This window comes from Pedobacter sp. Leaf176 (assembly GCF_001424305.1).
GTDB lineage: Bacteria > Bacteroidota > Bacteroidia > Sphingobacteriales > Sphingobacteriaceae > Pedobacter.
In genome coordinates this window covers 407,219-421,922 of the sequence record NZ_LMPD01000006.1, presented here as the reverse complement: position 1 = coordinate 421,922, position 14,704 = coordinate 407,219, and the positions used below count along the sequence as shown (strand labels likewise).

14 protein-coding genes are annotated in these 14,704 nt (G+C 36.3%); 10 read left to right on the top strand and 4 right to left on the bottom strand.

The genetic code is table 11. The features are described 5' to 3' along the window. Positions 1-98: 98 nt before the first annotated feature. Both ASF92_RS17830 and ASF92_RS17825 read right to left on the bottom strand, forming a co-directional pair. Positions 99-1,523: an MATE family efflux transporter gene (locus ASF92_RS17830; protein WP_056096425.1), complete on the bottom strand. Its 1,425-nt coding sequence runs from the start codon at positions 1,521-1,523 to the stop codon at positions 99-101. Between the two features lie 356 nt (positions 1,524-1,879). Further along, complete coding sequence (locus ASF92_RS17825; protein ID WP_056096422.1) at positions 1,880-2,299, bottom strand: thioesterase family protein; 420 nt, start codon at positions 2,297-2,299, stop codon at positions 1,880-1,882. 85 nt (positions 2,300-2,384) lie between these two features. Here ASF92_RS17825 and ASF92_RS17820 point away from each other — a divergent pair, with 85 nt between their 5' ends. The 8 genes from ASF92_RS17820 (at position 2,385) to ASF92_RS17785 (ending at position 11,622) form a co-directional block, all read left to right on the top strand. Continuing rightward, positions 2,385-2,588 carry a hypothetical protein gene (locus ASF92_RS17820; RefSeq protein ID WP_056096419.1) on the top strand — a complete coding sequence of 68 codons (204 nt, stop codon included), beginning with the start codon at positions 2,385-2,387 and terminating at the stop codon, positions 2,586-2,588. Between the two features lie 8 nt (positions 2,589-2,596). Beyond that, complete coding sequence (locus ASF92_RS17815) at positions 2,597-3,073, top strand: hypothetical protein (RefSeq protein ID WP_056096416.1); 477 nt, start codon at positions 2,597-2,599, stop codon at positions 3,071-3,073. A gap of 223 nt (positions 3,074-3,296) precedes the next feature. Continuing rightward, on the top strand, positions 3,297-3,581 hold the full coding sequence (rpsO, locus tag ASF92_RS17810; protein ID WP_056096414.1) for a 30S ribosomal protein S15: 285 nt from the start codon (positions 3,297-3,299) through the stop codon (positions 3,579-3,581). A 177-nt stretch (positions 3,582-3,758) separates the two neighbouring features. Next, positions 3,759-5,894: a polyribonucleotide nucleotidyltransferase gene (pnp, locus tag ASF92_RS17805; protein ID WP_029275142.1), complete on the top strand. Its 2,136-nt coding sequence runs from the start codon at positions 3,759-3,761 to the stop codon at positions 5,892-5,894. A gap of 98 nt (positions 5,895-5,992) precedes the next feature. Next, positions 5,993-6,661 carry a ribulose-phosphate 3-epimerase gene (rpe, locus tag ASF92_RS17800; RefSeq protein ID WP_056096410.1) on the top strand — a complete coding sequence of 223 codons (669 nt, stop codon included), beginning with the start codon at positions 5,993-5,995 and terminating at the stop codon, positions 6,659-6,661. 89 nt (positions 6,662-6,750) lie between these two features. Further along, positions 6,751-9,177, top strand: a complete 2,427-nt coding sequence (locus ASF92_RS17795) for a carboxypeptidase-like regulatory domain-containing protein (RefSeq protein WP_056096407.1) — start codon at positions 6,751-6,753, stop codon at positions 9,175-9,177. 360 nt (positions 9,178-9,537) lie between these two features. Next, positions 9,538-10,611 (top strand): 3-phosphoserine/phosphohydroxythreonine transaminase, encoded by a 1,074-nt coding sequence (serC, locus tag ASF92_RS17790; protein ID WP_056096404.1) that lies wholly within the window; start codon positions 9,538-9,540, stop codon positions 10,609-10,611. 60 nt (positions 10,612-10,671) lie between these two features. After that, positions 10,672-11,622, top strand: coding sequence for a D-2-hydroxyacid dehydrogenase (locus ASF92_RS17785; RefSeq protein ID WP_197413326.1), 951 nt, complete (start codon positions 10,672-10,674; stop codon positions 11,620-11,622). A 176-nt stretch (positions 11,623-11,798) separates the two neighbouring features. On the opposite strand, the gene ASF92_RS17780 is transcribed toward ASF92_RS17785, so the two are convergent. Together ASF92_RS17780 and ASF92_RS17775 are read right to left on the bottom strand one after the other, a co-directional pair. Further along, complete coding sequence (locus ASF92_RS17780) at positions 11,799-12,377, bottom strand: hypothetical protein (RefSeq protein WP_231729859.1); 579 nt, start codon at positions 12,375-12,377, stop codon at positions 11,799-11,801. A 135-nt stretch (positions 12,378-12,512) separates the two neighbouring features. Continuing rightward, positions 12,513-13,292: an S-adenosyl-l-methionine hydroxide adenosyltransferase family protein gene (locus ASF92_RS17775; protein WP_056096403.1), complete on the bottom strand. Its 780-nt coding sequence runs from the start codon at positions 13,290-13,292 to the stop codon at positions 12,513-12,515. A gap of 103 nt (positions 13,293-13,395) precedes the next feature. On the opposite strand from ASF92_RS17775, the gene ASF92_RS17770 reads away from it, so the two are divergent. Both ASF92_RS17770 and ASF92_RS17765 read left to right on the top strand, forming a co-directional pair. Then, a complete protein-coding gene (locus ASF92_RS17770; protein ID WP_056096400.1) occupies positions 13,396-14,355 on the top strand; it encodes a PhoH family protein in 960 nt (319 codons plus the stop codon). Between the two features lie 44 nt (positions 14,356-14,399). Then, positions 14,400-14,699, top strand: a complete 300-nt coding sequence (locus ASF92_RS17765) for a hypothetical protein (protein WP_056096397.1) — start codon at positions 14,400-14,402, stop codon at positions 14,697-14,699. Positions 14,700-14,704: the final 5 nt, after the last annotated feature.

The window sequence follows — 14,704 nt, the reverse complement described above, 5'->3', positions numbered from 1 at the left end:
TTTTTGCCACAGAAACATAGAAAAACGGAAAGGAATTTTATTCCGTTTAAATCTATGCGCTCCGGCTAAATTATTTTTGAGTTATCTAGCTTTCATAATTACACCATCGTTTTCTTCCATTTACCTTTCTTAAATAAGATAAATGCAGCAATGGCAATTCCTGCTTCGGCACTCGGTATGGCAATAAAAACGCCCGTTGGACCCATCTCTAAATATTTCGCAAGGAAATATGCGAACGGGATCTGGAATAACCAGAAAGCAAAAATGTTTATTTTGGTAGGTGTCCAGGTATCACCAGCACCGTTGAATGCGCTGCTAAAAACCATTGCTGAACCGTATATAATGAAACCAATGCTTAATATTTTCAGGGCGCGACTTGCAATCTCAATTACTTTTAAATCAGAAGTGAAGAACGATGCAAATAAGTGGCCGCAGGTTAAAAACACGATGCTTACCACCGCCATAAAAATGATAATGTATTTTAAGGTATGGAAAACTGATTGTTCGGCTCTATCAATATGACCTGCACCTAAATTTTGTCCTACCAAAGTTGCTGCTGCATTACTTAAACCCCAGGCAGGTAACAGGAAAAACATCATTAACCTAAGCGCAGTTTGATAACCAGCAGATCCTTCATCACCACCTGTCGTTGCCACCAATTCGGCTAAAAACACCCAGCTACAACTTGCAATTACAAATTGGAAAATAGCAGGTGCCGCAATTTTAACAATGGCTTTAATTTGTTCAAAATCGGGAATGAAATGGCTGATTCTAATCTTCAAAGCATTTTTGCCATTGAATAAATTGTAAACCTGATAAGTTACACCTAAACCGCGACCTATTGTTGTAGCGATGGCAGCGCCAGTTAAACCAAATGCAGGAATTGGTCCGAAACCATTAATAAAAACAGGGCAGAGGATAATATTCGCAATGTTTGCTATCCATAAACTACGCATCGCAATTGCAGCATTACCAGCCCCTCGGAAAATCCCATTGATTAAAAATAAAAGAACGATAATAATACTTCCACCCATCATAATTCGGACGAAAGTTGTTCCGTGGTCTGCCGTTTCAGTTGATGCGCCCATTAGTAAAAGAATATCTCTTGCGTAAATTAATCCGGCAATGCTAATTAGAATATTAACCGCTACAGCAATTACGATGGTTTGCATACCCGCTTTTGATGCTGCTTCCGGATTTTTCTCGCCAATTCTTCTTGCAACGACAGCTGTGGCTGCCATGCTTAATCCAATGGCTAGGGAATAAATAATAGTCAGAACCGATTCTGTTAAACCTACTGTTTGTATAGCATGGCTACTGTTTTCTAAGTGACCAACGAAATATAAATCGACTAATGCAAATACCGATTCCATCGCCATTTCCAGCATCATTGGAATGGCGAGTAAAATAATTGCTCTTTTAATACTAATCGAAGTTAAATCAACCTCGTTGCCTTTTAGCGATTGTACTAGTACATCAAAAAAAGTTGATAGTTTGCCCTGTGTCTTTACTGACTGCGACATAAAATAATTATAAAATGTAACGAATAAACCAATAGATACGCAACTTTAGCTTGCACATATCTGAAAATGAAAAGGGGAAATCCTCGGTTGTTTAAAACCTCAAACGGATTGCAGATACTATCATGGTTCTGTTCTTTTGATAAAGCAAAGATAGATAAATTTCCGGATTGTCAAATTTCTATGACTGATTTCTGGTGAGTTGATTGATTTTTCCACTGAAATGCAGAATCCTTAGAATTTATTTTTTAATCGGGGTATAAAAATATTAAGCGATATGTTTCGGTTACTATATAGATCCGTGTTTTAAAATATTTCTGAACTTCTATATTTCGGACCTCCGTACTTCTGGTACCTGACTAGATACTATATGCCTTAATCATTTCTTCGGTAACTTTTGTTCCGCGGCTGGTGTTTAAATCAATTAATACATAATCGAAAATCCCGTCAGAAGCTACTTTACCTGTTTTCTTATTTATGATTTCGAACTGGACTGAACAACCCTTATCATGCATGGTTAAAATACCTGTTCGTATTAACATCAAATCGTTCATTAAAAGCGGACGTTTGAAATTAATATCCACATGACTTACAACCCAACCCAAACCCCGTTTGGTAAAATGTTCCCAAGGCATTCCGTAGAATTTTTCCATTTGCTCGTAACGGGCGGCCAATACATAATCCAAGTATTTGCTGTTATGTACATGATTAAACATATCTATATCATCGGGACGTACACGTAATTCGCTTTCGAAAATGCTAAATTGATTCTTTTCCAAGGGTAAAGGTTTTATGCAAAAATAGGATAAGGTTTGATATCTAAATATAAAGATATCTCATCTATTTTCTTTATTTTTGATTGAAATGGGGAAACTTAAATTATATGATACTTCGATCCCGCGCGAAACAATTGTTAATGAGCGTGAAAGTGTCTATTTGAGCCGAACAGCTAAACAACGCTTTTTTGGTGTTTTACAACTTAATCAAATTTCGGTAACTATGAATGGAGGAAGACCCTTAAAATTTCCTCAGGGAAAAGGAATTGTGATTCGAAAGCCAAATACGTAATTTTCAATATGTCCTTCTATAAAGAAAACCCGGAAATGCTTTTGTTATTGGAAACATTTGAGCAATTTGATTTGCGCTATCTTATTGTTGGAGGTTTTGCAGTAAACCGTTATGGTTACAATCGTACAACAGGAGACCTGGATATTTATTTAAAGGATACAAGAGAAAACAGGCAAAATTTAATTTATGCTTTGGATAAAATGGGCTATGGCAAATATAATATGCTTTTAGATGTTCCTATAATTGCGGGTTATTGCGAAGTGTTGATGGATGATGGAATGTATGCAGATTTAATGACCGATATTCCTGGATTGGATAAACAGAAGTTTGATGACTATTTTCAAATGGCGACCGTTGATGAGATTAATGGTATTAAAGCAAGATTTCTTCACTACAATCATCTTCTTGATAACAAGCGCGCAACCAACAGACCTAAAGACCAATTAGACGTTTTGGAATTAGAGCGTATCAATAAGAAAAATTAAGTTTCCCATCTCGTCCAGTTCTTTAAGCCGCTTAGCAATTTTCATTAACCTGAGGCGGAAATGTGCCACCAGGTAAAACAGAAATTTGATTTTAGAAATGAGCTTTAGATCAGGCATACAATTCTGTAATTAAACAATTGGTCATTTCTTTGATTATTTATTAAATTACCTTATCTTTGCGCCACAATTAATTAATTTTTATTGCTTTAATATTATTCAAGAAATGTATTTAAGTCCAGAAAAGAAAGCCGAAATCTTTAAACAACACGGCGAAGTAGAAACCAATACGGGTTCTGCAGAAGGTCAGGTAGCGTTATTTACATACCGTATTGCGCACTTAACAGAGCACTTAAAGAAAAATCGTAAAGATTTCTCTACACAGTTGTCACTTCAAAAATTGGTAGGTAAACGCCGCGGTATTTTGGCTTACCTATACAAAAAAGATATTGAGCGCTACCGTGCTATCATTAAAGCTTTAGAGCTTCGTGATATCATTAAACAAAAATAAGCGAATTTTATCAGCGAAAGCCATTCTTTAGGGAATGGCTTTTTACATTTCCTGTTAAATATTTTAACAGGATTTATTATAGATAGGCTTTTTATATCTTATCTTCGTTTGCAAAAACAAAAACATATATAAACAACGGTGTGTAGAAAGAGGAAAACACATCATAATTCTATTTAAATGAATGTAATAAAAAAATCGTTCGATTTGGGCGATGGCAGAATTGTTGAAATCGAAACTGGTAAGTTGGCTAAACAAGCTGATGGTTCGGTTGTAGTAAAAATGGGCGATACGATGTTGTTAGCAACAGTGGTATCTACTGTTGGTGCTAAACCAGGTACTGATTTTTTACCTTTATCGGTGGATTATCAAGAAAAATATGCGGCTACAGGCCGTATTCCAGGAGGTTTTTTACGTCGTGAGGCTAGATTATCTGATTACGAGGTTTTAATTTCCCGTTTAGTGGATAGGGCTTTACGTCCAATGTTTCCAAGTGATTACCACTCGGATACACAGGTAATGATTTCTTTAATATCTGCTGATAAAGACATTATGCCAGATTGTTTGGCAGGTCTAGCAGCATCTGCTGCATTATCAGTTTCTGATATCCCTTTCAACGGTCCGATTTCTGAAGTACGTGTTGCTAAAATTGATGGTAAACTGGTAATCAATCCATTAGCCAGCCAGTTGGAGCGTGCGACTTTAGAGTTTATGGTTGCTGGTTCGGCTAACGACATTGGCATGGTTGAGGGTGAGTGCGATGAAATTCAGGAAGATGAAATGGTTGAAGCTTTAAAATTTGCACATGATGCAATAAAAGTTCAATGTGCTATTCAGGTTGAATTAACTGAAGCTACAGGTAAAACTGTTAAACGCGAATATAGCCACGAAGACCACGATGCTGATTTAAAAGCGAAGGTTTATGCCGATACTTATGATAAAGTTTATGCTGTAGCGAAAGCTGGTGGCAATAAAGATGTTCGAAAAGAAGGATTTACAGCTATTATAAATGAGTTTTTTGAGGCCATGCCTGAAGATACTGCAGATTTAACTAAAGCAATGGCTAAACATTATTACCATGATGTTCAGTACGATGCAATTAGAAATTTGTTATTGGATGAGGGTATTCGTTTAGATGGTCGTAAGACTACAGAAATCCGTCCGATTTGGAGTGAAGTTGGTTATTTGCCTGCGGCGCACGGTTCGGCCGTATTTACACGTGGCGAAACTCAATCATTGACATCAGTTACTTTAGGTAGCAAAGACGATGAGCAAATGATTGATGGTGCTTTCTTCAATGGTTATAATAAGTTTTTATTACACTATAATTTCCCGGGTTTCTCAACCGGAGAGGTTAGACCAAACAGAGGTGCTGGTCGTCGTGAAATAGGTCACGGTGCTTTAGCGCAACGTTCGTTGAAAAAAGTATTGCCACAGGGTGAGGCTAATCCTTATACAATTCGTATTGTTTCTGATATTTTAGAATCTAACGGTTCATCATCAATGGCAACTGTTTGTGCTGGTACACTAGCACTCATGGATGCAGGTATTAAGATCAAATCGCCGGTTTCAGGTATTGCAATGGGTTTAATTACCGATGAGAAAACTGGTAAATACGCAATTCTATCTGATATTTTAGGTGATGAAGATCATTTAGGTGATATGGACTTTAAAGTAACTGGTACTGAACACGGTATCGTCGCTTGTCAAATGGACTTAAAAATCAATGGTTTATCATACGAAGTTTTAACAAAAGCTTTATTACAGGCGAAAGAAGGTCGTTTACACATCTTAAACGAGATGAAGAAAACCATCAGCTCACCTAATGAGGATTATAAACCACATGCTCCGCGTATTGTTTCTTTAACTATTGATAAGGAATTCATTGGTGCAATTATCGGCCCTGGAGGTAAAATTATCCAGGAAATGCAACGCGAAACCGGTGCGTCAATCTCTATTGAAGAAGTTGATGGTAAAGGTATCGTTGAAGTTTTTGCCGATAACAAAGCCGCTATTGATGCTGCAGTTACTCGTATCCGTAACATCGTAGCAAAGCCAGAAATTGGTGAAGTTTACCAGGGTAAAGTAAAATCAATTATGCCATTTGGTGCATTTGTTGAGGTTATGCCAGGTAAAGATGGTTTACTACACATCTCTGAAATTTCATGGGAACGTTTAGAAACTATGGATGGTGTATTGAAAGAAGGTGATAAGATCGAGGTTAAATTATTAGACATCGATAAACAAGGTAAAATGAAACTTTCCCGTAAAGTTTTATTGCCGAGACCAGAAAAACCAGCTGCGCCACAAGCGTAATCCCTAAATCCCCTGAAGGGGACTTTGAGATATTTAAACCCTTTCAGTTTTTAGCTGAAAGGGTTTTTTGTTTATTGCTATTTCTATATCTTTAACCTATGAAATACATCATTGCACCATCCATACTTTCTTCCGATTTTGGCAATTTACAACGTGATATTGAAATGATTAACCAAAGTGAGGCCGATTGGTTTCATGTTGATGTAATGGATGGCGTTTTTGTACCTAACATCTCTTTCGGCTTCCCCGTTATGGCAGCCGTTAAAAAGCATGCAAGAAAACCCTTGGATGTTCATTTAATGATTGTTGAACCTGATAAGTTTATTCCTGAATTTGCGAAAGCTGGTGCAGATCGAATTACAGTTCATTATGAAGCTTGTACTCATTTACATAGAACGCTTCAATTAATTAAAGCATCAGGCTGCAAAGCTGGTGTAGCTTTAAACCCGCATACGCCTGTCACATTGTTGCAAGACGTTATTGAAGATTTGGATTTGGTGTTAATCATGTCCGTTAATCCGGGTTTTGGCGGACAGCAATTTATACATAATACTTATAAAAAAATCAAAGATTTAAAAAACTTGATCCAAGGTAAAAATGAAGATTTAATTATCGAGGTTGATGGAGGCGTTGGTTTACAAAATGCAGCTACATTAGCAGCAGCAGGTGCTAATGCTTTTGTGGCCGGAAATGCAATTTTCGCAACAGAAAACCCAACGGAGACGATTGCGAAGATGAAACAGTTGACCAATAGTATAAGCATTTAACTATTTTATTGTTAAATTGTTCCAATGATAAGGAGTATAGAGTTATAATTACCTTGATACTTAATACTCTTACATCTTGATACTAACCAATGCTCAAATTTCGTCTACTCCTTTTCCTGTTAATTGCTGGTTGTGGTTTGGCTGTAGCACAGCCATTAGTTAGGGTTTCAGGAATAGTTTACAATGAAGAGAAGTTACCATTATCGCAGGTAACCGTAATTGTTTTAGGTCAGGCGCAATCTACTGTAACTGATGAATTTGGTGTATATACCATTTATTCAAAATCACGAACTTTTAGCATTAAATATTCATTGCTTGGTTATCAACCTCAAATTTTGAAGTTTAACCAACTTTCTGGAGCACGCATTACTCAGCAAGTGAATTTGATGGCTAATGTTAATGAACTTGATCAAGTAAACATCACAAATAAGCAAAATCAATTAAGTAATGCAACTACCATCAATATTGCGGACATCGCCTCTATGCCTTTGGTCTCCGGCAATTTCGAAACCATGCTCAAAACCTTGCCTGGTGTATCTACTAATAACGAGCTAAGTGCTCAATACAGTGTTCGGGGAGGGAATTTCGACGAAAACCTGATTTATATCAATGACGTAGAAATTAATCGGCCGTTATTAATTCGAAACGGACAACAGGAGGGACTAAGCTTTATAAATTCAGAATTAGTGAGTAAAGCAAAGTTCTCTGCAGGCGGTTTCGAGGCGAAATATGGGGATAAACTTTCGTCAGTTTTAGATATAAAATATGATAAGCCCGACAGCAATCAAACGATTTTAAGTACTAGTTTTCTGAACACTTCTTTCACAGCAAAACGGGTTTTCAAACGCAGTTTTTTGCTGGCAGGATTGAGATATAAGAACAATTCGAGCGTACTGATTAAGCAGGACCAAAGGGGGAGTTACAGCCCAAATTTCGCTGATGCGCAGTTGATGTATCAATATGATTTTTCTTCAAGATTTAATATAAGTGTTTTAGGAAGTTTCAATTTGGGTCGGTTTAAGTTAGTTCCGACAAATAGGGAAACCCAGTTCGGGACTCTGAGTACAACTTTACGTTTAAATGTGGATTACATAGGCCAGGAGATTGATGATTACCAGACCTTAGGAACAGCAGCTACGGTAACTTATTCTCCAAAGCCGAATCTGGTTGTCAAGTTCATTAACAGTTATTTCAATACAATTGAGAGGGAACGTTTTGATATTGAAGGAAGTTATGTTTTCGATGAAGTTGATAACGCCTTTTCGGTGGAAAACTTTGGTCCGGTTATAAAAAACAGAGGGATTGGAAGTTACTATAATTATGGTCGCAATAGTTTGAATACCCAAATTTTCGCATCTGAAATTAAGGTTGACCAAAACTTTAATAGTCATGTTTTTTCATGGGGATTAAAGTTTGACAAATCTAAATACAATGACCGTTTAAATGAGTACAACTACACCGATTCTGCTGGTTATATCTTGCCAAACAACACTGAAAATATTGTATTACAAAATGTAGTTAATATTGAGAATAATATTGATATCAAAAATTATAGTGCTTATATTCAGGACAGTTACTCGCTTTCAAATTATGCAGAACTTCAGTTGGGTGCTAGGGCAACTTACAGTTCACTAAGCGAGCAATTATTGATTAGTCCGCGTATGCTGATTGCTTACCGGCCAAATTCAAATAATAAAATTTTAAGGTTTACGGCTGGTGTTTACAAGCAGCCACCGTCTTACCGAACCATCCGCGATCATACAGGGAATTTGAATATTAATCAAAAGGCACAAAGTTCTTATAATACATCTATAGGATACGATTATGCTTTTGATGCATTCGGAACACGTTTAAAATTTACCTCTGAGGCTTACTTTAAGTATTCTGATAAATTAATTCCTTATAAAATTGATAACCTGAGGATTAAATACCTGGCGAATGAAGTGTCTAAAGGCTATGCTTACGGGGCCGATTTCAGTATTGGTGGAGAGTTTGTAAAGGATTTGGTTTCTTATTTCAGGATGTCGGTTATGCATGCTAATGAAGACATTGTTGGCGATAGCTATATCCAAAATGGCAAGACGATTTATCCGGGCTATTTGAAACGCCCAACCGATCAAAGGGTCAACTTTTCGATTTTTTTTCAAGATAAATTATTAAACAGCCCAACTTACAATGTACACCTTAACGCATTATATGGTTCGCGTTTACCAATTGGGCCATCACAAACACCAAGATATTTAGACAAATTTTTTGTTCCTTCGTATAAGCGGATTGACATTGGCTTTTCGAAAGACTTTCTAGATGATTTTGCTTTACATAAACCCAGGTTTTTGGATAGAAATTTTAATTCGGTTATTTTATTTTTCGAGGTTTTTAATATGCTGGATATTGATAACACCATTTCTTATTTGTGGCTGAAAGATGTTAATAATGTACAATATGCAATTCCCAATTATTTAACAGGAAGGCAGTTTAATTTAAAATTGATTGTGAAGTTGAAGAATAAACCATAATTTATGGGTTATAGGATTTCGAGATTTTATTCATCAAAAAATACCAGGATGATTTTTTATCGACTGTGAATATCAATCGTTCTAATAAAATATGCTATTTATTGAAGTCATTGGAATTTAGCCAAAATACAAAGTTTGTTTAGTAAACCAATCGTAGAATTATTTACTTGAGTTATCTTAAACAAAAAAAACCTTTAACTGAAAACCTTTATTAAGTTAAACGTTTTAGTTGTAAAAAATGCAATAAAAACATCAAAATCGCCCCAACTTTTAACAAAATTTAATTTTTTATGATGCGATTTTGTAAGCATAACTGCTTTTAAAATTTTACATTTACGGCATAATCATTTACATAATAAGATGAAGCATAATTTTGGCGCAGGCCCTTGTATTTTACCTCAAGAAGTGTTTAAACAAGCTGCTCAGGCAGTTTTAGATTTTAACGATGGATTATCAATTTTAGAAATTTCGCATAGAACGACTGAATTTGAAGCAGTAGTTGCTGAAGCTGACAAGTTGGTAAAAGAGTTATTAAATGTACCGTCGGGTTATTCCGTTTTATTTTTACAAGGCGGTGCAAGTTTGCAATTTGCAATGGTTCCAATGAATTTGTTGGGCGATGGACAAACTGCAAGTTATTTGGATTCGGGCGTTTGGGCAACCAAAGCTTTAAAGGAAGCTAAGTTTGTGGGCAATGTTAATGTTGTTGCGTCATCAAAGGATTCGAACTATACTTTTATTCCGAAAGATTTCGAAATTCCTGCTGATAGTGCTTATTTTCACTATACTTCGAACAATACAATTTACGGGACAGAACTTTTTGAAGTTCCTGGAACGAGCGTTCCTGTAGTTTGCGATATGTCATCGGATATTATGAGCCGCGTAATTGATGTCTCGAAATACGATTTGATCTATGCTGGTGCGCAAAAAAATGTAGGTCCGGCAGGTTTAACGATTGTAATTGTTAAAGACGATGCACTTGGTAAAATTGATCGTAAAATTCCATCTATGTTGAATTATCAGTCTCATATTGATAACGGTTCAATGTACAATACGCCACCGGTTTTTTCTATTTATGTGGCTTTATTAAATCTTCGCTGGTTAAAATCAAAAGGTGGCGTTGCTGAAATAGAGAAAGAGAATAAACAAAAAGCCGAAGCTCTTTACAGGGAAATTGACCGCAATCCGTTATTTAAAGGTACTTGTGCTGTTGAAGACCGTTCCAAAATGAACATTTGTTTTGTAATGGAGAATACCGAATTGGAGAAACCATTCTTAAAATTCGCGGAAGAGCAAGGTATCGTTGGCATAAAAGGCCATAGAAGTGTTGGTGGCTTCCGTGCATCGATGTACAATGCATTGCCAATTACGAGCGTTCATGCTTTAATTGATGCGATGCAATCATTCGAAGAGAAACAAGCAAAAACAAATTAATTTAATAATAATACCAGATTATCGGTGTAATCCTCGTAATCTGTGCAATCATAAATAACAATGATTAAAATATTAGCTAACGATGGGATAGACCCAATCGGAAAGGAACTACTGGAAAAAGCAGGTTTTAAAGTAGATACAGAAACCATTCCTCAAGACCAACTGGCTGAAGCTCTAAAGAACTATGATGCCATCACGGTTCGCAGTGCAACGAAGGTTAGAAAAGAATTAATCGATGCCGTTCCAAATATTAAATTGATTGGTAGAGGCGGTGTTGGTATGGATAATATTGATGTTGAATATGCGCGCAGTCAGGGTGTTGCTGTAGTAAACACGCCGGCAGCCTCTTCGTTATCAGTAGCAGAACTGGTTTTTTCTCATTTATTTACTGGTATTAGGTTTTTACAAGACGCTAATCGTAAAATGCCAGTCGAAGGTGCTACTCAATTCAACAACCTTAAAAAAGCGTATGCAAAGGGAACTGAATTAAGTGGTAAAACTATTGGGATAATAGGTTTCGGTCGTATTGGTCGTGCAACTGCCAAAGTGGCTTTAGGTTTAGGTATGAAGGTTTTAGCTTACGATTTATATCCATCGGATTCTGAAATTACTTTAGAATTTCAAGGTGGTCAGTCGGTAAGCATTCCAATTAAAACGGTTTCTTTGGATGAAGTGATTGCAGGTAGTGACTTTTTTAGTTTACATACACCTTTTGCTGATAAACCTATTTTAGGCGTTGAGGAATTTGCTAAAATGAAAAACGGCGTTGGTATTGTGAACTGTTCTCGTGGTGGAACTATTGATGAGCCAGCATTAATTGAAGCTTTGAATTCAGGTAAAGTTGCATTTGCAGGTTTGGATGTTTTCGATAATGAGCCTACGCCATTAGCAGCAATTTTAACACATCCTAAAATATCATTAACACCTCATATTGGTGCGTCAACTAACGAAGCGCAAGAACGTATCGGCACGGAATTAGCGACTTTGATTATTGAACATTTTAAGAAGTAACTTGATATTCGGACCTTATAGGTTTAAAAAACCTATAAGGTTTATATTTCTAATCCAAAGCTTTCGTTAGCACCCAATAACGATAACCTAATATCGCTTTCTGAAAAGGTGTTAACTTATTGGGGTCTTTTTTATATAAGCTTGGTAAAATTACCTTATTAATTTTAACCAGGGTTTTAAATAGCGCCTTTTTCATATTTCTTTATTTTTCTGGTGAAGAAATAGAATCCTCCAACCATTGCCAATAGTAAAAAGGCGATGATATAAAAAGATAAGCTTCCGTTATTCTTTTTGGCTAAATCACTTTTCAGTTCTTCATTTTTATCTTGTAATTTTTTTATCGTCCTCATATAATTTTCAATCCGTGCTTGAGAATTATCGGCCACGGCCACTTTCTGTTGATTTTGTAAATCTTTGTAATCCATTAAAACTTTAAGCTCCTTAAAAATATTATTATCTGTTAGCACAACCTGGCGAAGAATTTCGTTGGAGTTTTTGATATCCCTTTTGGTTTGCCAACCGAATATTCCTGTTCGTTGATTTAAGCTTTCATCATACTGACCGAATTTAGCACTTCGTTCCTGCAGCAATGCGTTCACTTTAACACGTTGCGCTGCGTACGCTGCTGTGTCTTGCTGCGCATAAGTATGAAAACTTAGGGACAGGATGGAGAGTAAATAAAAATATTTCTTCATGCCGTATAAACGTAAAAAGAGTAAAAGATGTTTTGGCTTGTTTATTTGTTCATTAGCCATTAGTTCATTGGTTTGCAAGGTTGCTATTACGTTTTCATCATTGAGAATGCATAAATTAGTTTGAAAACTAATTTATTTCGGCGCCACACCAAATGAACCAAATGAACCATTGAACCAATGAACGACTGAACTAAACTAAGGATGAAACTCAACCCTTACAATATCACCCAAGTGCAAGCCCAGTAATCCGCTGGCTTTACCTTTATTAATCGCAATTTCAAGATGGTTACTAATGCCGAACAAACAAAGTTTTTCGCCTTCTTGTACTTCATTGTAATGCCAGCTCAATTGTGTAATGGTCTCGCTTTTTCTAAAGTATAATGTGAAATCGCGGTTTTTCTGAATCTTAGTAAACAGGTCTTTTGTAATATTGGTAATTACATTGCAGAAAGTATCTATATAAACCACACTGCCACGAATAATATCTCGTTCAATAACAGGGTGTAAAAGCATCTTTTGTTCAATCTCTGCTACAGGTAAACCTATTTCTTTTAATTTGCCACCTTTGGCTAAATGCGTTGCAGCCTTAACAAAAATATCAACCAAAGGAAAGTGAAGGTATTTTAAATCCTGCATGATGTTCAGTTCCACAACGTCTTCAGGAACATCATCAAAAAGCAAAGAAAAAATACCATTATCCGCACCTACAAAATAATGGTCACGATGTTTAACGGCAATGTATTTGGTGTTTTCACTATATACAGAGTCAATCCCAATTAGGTGAACTGTATTTTTTGGGAAATAAGGGTATGCATTTTTTAAAACGAATGCGGCATAGGATATGTTAAACGAGGGGACTTCATGGGTAATATCGACTAAATTAACATTAGGCATGAGATTTAACAGGCTACCTTTAAGGGCACTCTGGTAAAAATCTTTTGAGCCTAAATCTGTTGTTAAAGTAATTATCCCCATTAAAAATTCATTATTATTGCTTATTCTTGTGTACAGGCATAAGCGCCTGCAAATATTCAAATTTTAATTAATATACCCCGATAACTTTTTAAAATACTGCAATTTGAACGAATTAAAATTAACTCTGGATACCGTAAATCCTGCTCACTTTTGGGGGGCTAACAACGAGAATTACGAATTAATTAAAGGTGCTTTCACGAAGTTGAAACTGGTGGCAAGAGGAAGTGATGTTAAGGTTCTCGGTGATGAACAGGAACTTAAGGCTTTCGAAGACAAGTTCAATCAGCTTGTTTCACATTTGGAAAAGTACAGCGCATTAACAAATAATGATGTCGAATCTATATTGGGTGCGAAAGCGAATGGAGTCGCAAAAAAAGATATAGATCAGCCAACTGGCGGCGGAGGGGAAGTGATTGTTTTCGGTACGAACGGCCTATTGGTGAAAGCAAGAACGGCGAACCAGCGAAAAATGGTGAGTAGTATAGCTAAAAATGACATCCTTTTTGCTATCGGCCCTGCCGGAACGGGTAAAACCTATACGGCAGTTGCCTTAGCTGTTAGAGCATTAAAGAATAAAGAAATTAAGCGTATAATTTTAACTCGTCCGGCTGTAGAAGCGGGAGAAAACCTTGGTTTTTTACCAGGCGACCTAAAAGAAAAAATTGACCCTTATTTGCGTCCGCTTTATGATGCTTTGGATGACATGATTCCGGCAGAGAAGTTAAAGTTCTATATCGAAAACCGGACCATCGAAATAGCCCCACTGGCATTTATGCGCGGACGAACTTTAGACAACTGCTTTGTCATTTTAGATGAAGCCCAAAATGCGACCGATATGCAACTTAAAATGTTTCTAACCCGTATGGGGCCAACCGCAAAGTTTATCGTTACAGGAGATGTGACACAAGTTGACTTGCCAAAAAAACAAATGTCAGGTTTGTTTAACGGTTTGAGAATCCTTGAAGATATTAAGGGCATTGATATAATTTATTTAAGTGGAGAGGATGTAGTTCGTCATAAGTTGGTTAAAGATATCTTGAAAGCTTATGGCGATATTCAATAAGGCTAAAGTTTACAATTAAAGACATAAGATTAATTGCAGATTGAATGGAAAGTATTTCACTTAATAATAATTTCAAACTTTCTTTTGAAAAATTACCGCATACCATAAGATTAATTGTTTCGAAGAATAACAACGATTGGGTTTGTCGGAAGGAAAAACTAATAAATCTGCTTGCTTTTGCTGAAGTTAATAAAGATGGCCTTTTTAAAGGCAGGCTTCAGCTATTAAAAAGTGATGACAGAATAGATGTACAAGTTAAAAGCGAACTTATCGGATCGGTTTCTAACGAGGCCTTTAGAAAAGTGTTAAGCGAATTAAAACGATCTAAACCTCTTATCCGCTAAACTAA

Excerpts from the sequence above, each read along its gene's own strand:
- ASF92_RS17830 (WP_056096425.1), bottom strand. The coding sequence starts at position 1,523 with ATGTCGCAGTCAGTAAAGACACAGGGCAAACTATCAACTTTTTTTGAT.
- ASF92_RS17820 (WP_056096419.1), top strand. The coding sequence starts at position 2,385 with ATGGGGAAACTTAAATTATATGATACTTCGATCCCGCGCGAAACAATT.
- ASF92_RS17815 (WP_056096416.1), top strand. The coding sequence starts at position 2,597 with ATGTCCTTCTATAAAGAAAACCCGGAAATGCTTTTGTTATTGGAAACA.
- rpsO (WP_056096414.1), top strand. The coding sequence starts at position 3,297 with ATGTATTTAAGTCCAGAAAAGAAAGCCGAAATCTTTAAACAACACGGC.
- pnp (WP_029275142.1), top strand. The coding sequence starts at position 3,759 with ATGAATGTAATAAAAAAATCGTTCGATTTGGGCGATGGCAGAATTGTT.
- rpe (WP_056096410.1), top strand. The coding sequence starts at position 5,993 with ATGAAATACATCATTGCACCATCCATACTTTCTTCCGATTTTGGCAAT.
- ASF92_RS17795 (WP_056096407.1), top strand. The coding sequence starts at position 6,751 with ATGCTCAAATTTCGTCTACTCCTTTTCCTGTTAATTGCTGGTTGTGGT.
- serC (WP_056096404.1), top strand. The coding sequence starts at position 9,538 with ATGAAGCATAATTTTGGCGCAGGCCCTTGTATTTTACCTCAAGAAGTG.
- ASF92_RS17785 (WP_197413326.1), top strand. The coding sequence starts at position 10,672 with ATGATTAAAATATTAGCTAACGATGGGATAGACCCAATCGGAAAGGAA.
- ASF92_RS17780 (WP_231729859.1), bottom strand. The coding sequence starts at position 12,377 with ATGGCTAATGAACAAATAAACAAGCCAAAACATCTTTTACTCTTTTTA.
- ASF92_RS17775 (WP_056096403.1), bottom strand. The coding sequence starts at position 13,292 with ATGGGGATAATTACTTTAACAACAGATTTAGGCTCAAAAGATTTTTAC.
- ASF92_RS17765 (WP_056096397.1), top strand. The coding sequence starts at position 14,400 with ATGGAAAGTATTTCACTTAATAATAATTTCAAACTTTCTTTTGAAAAA.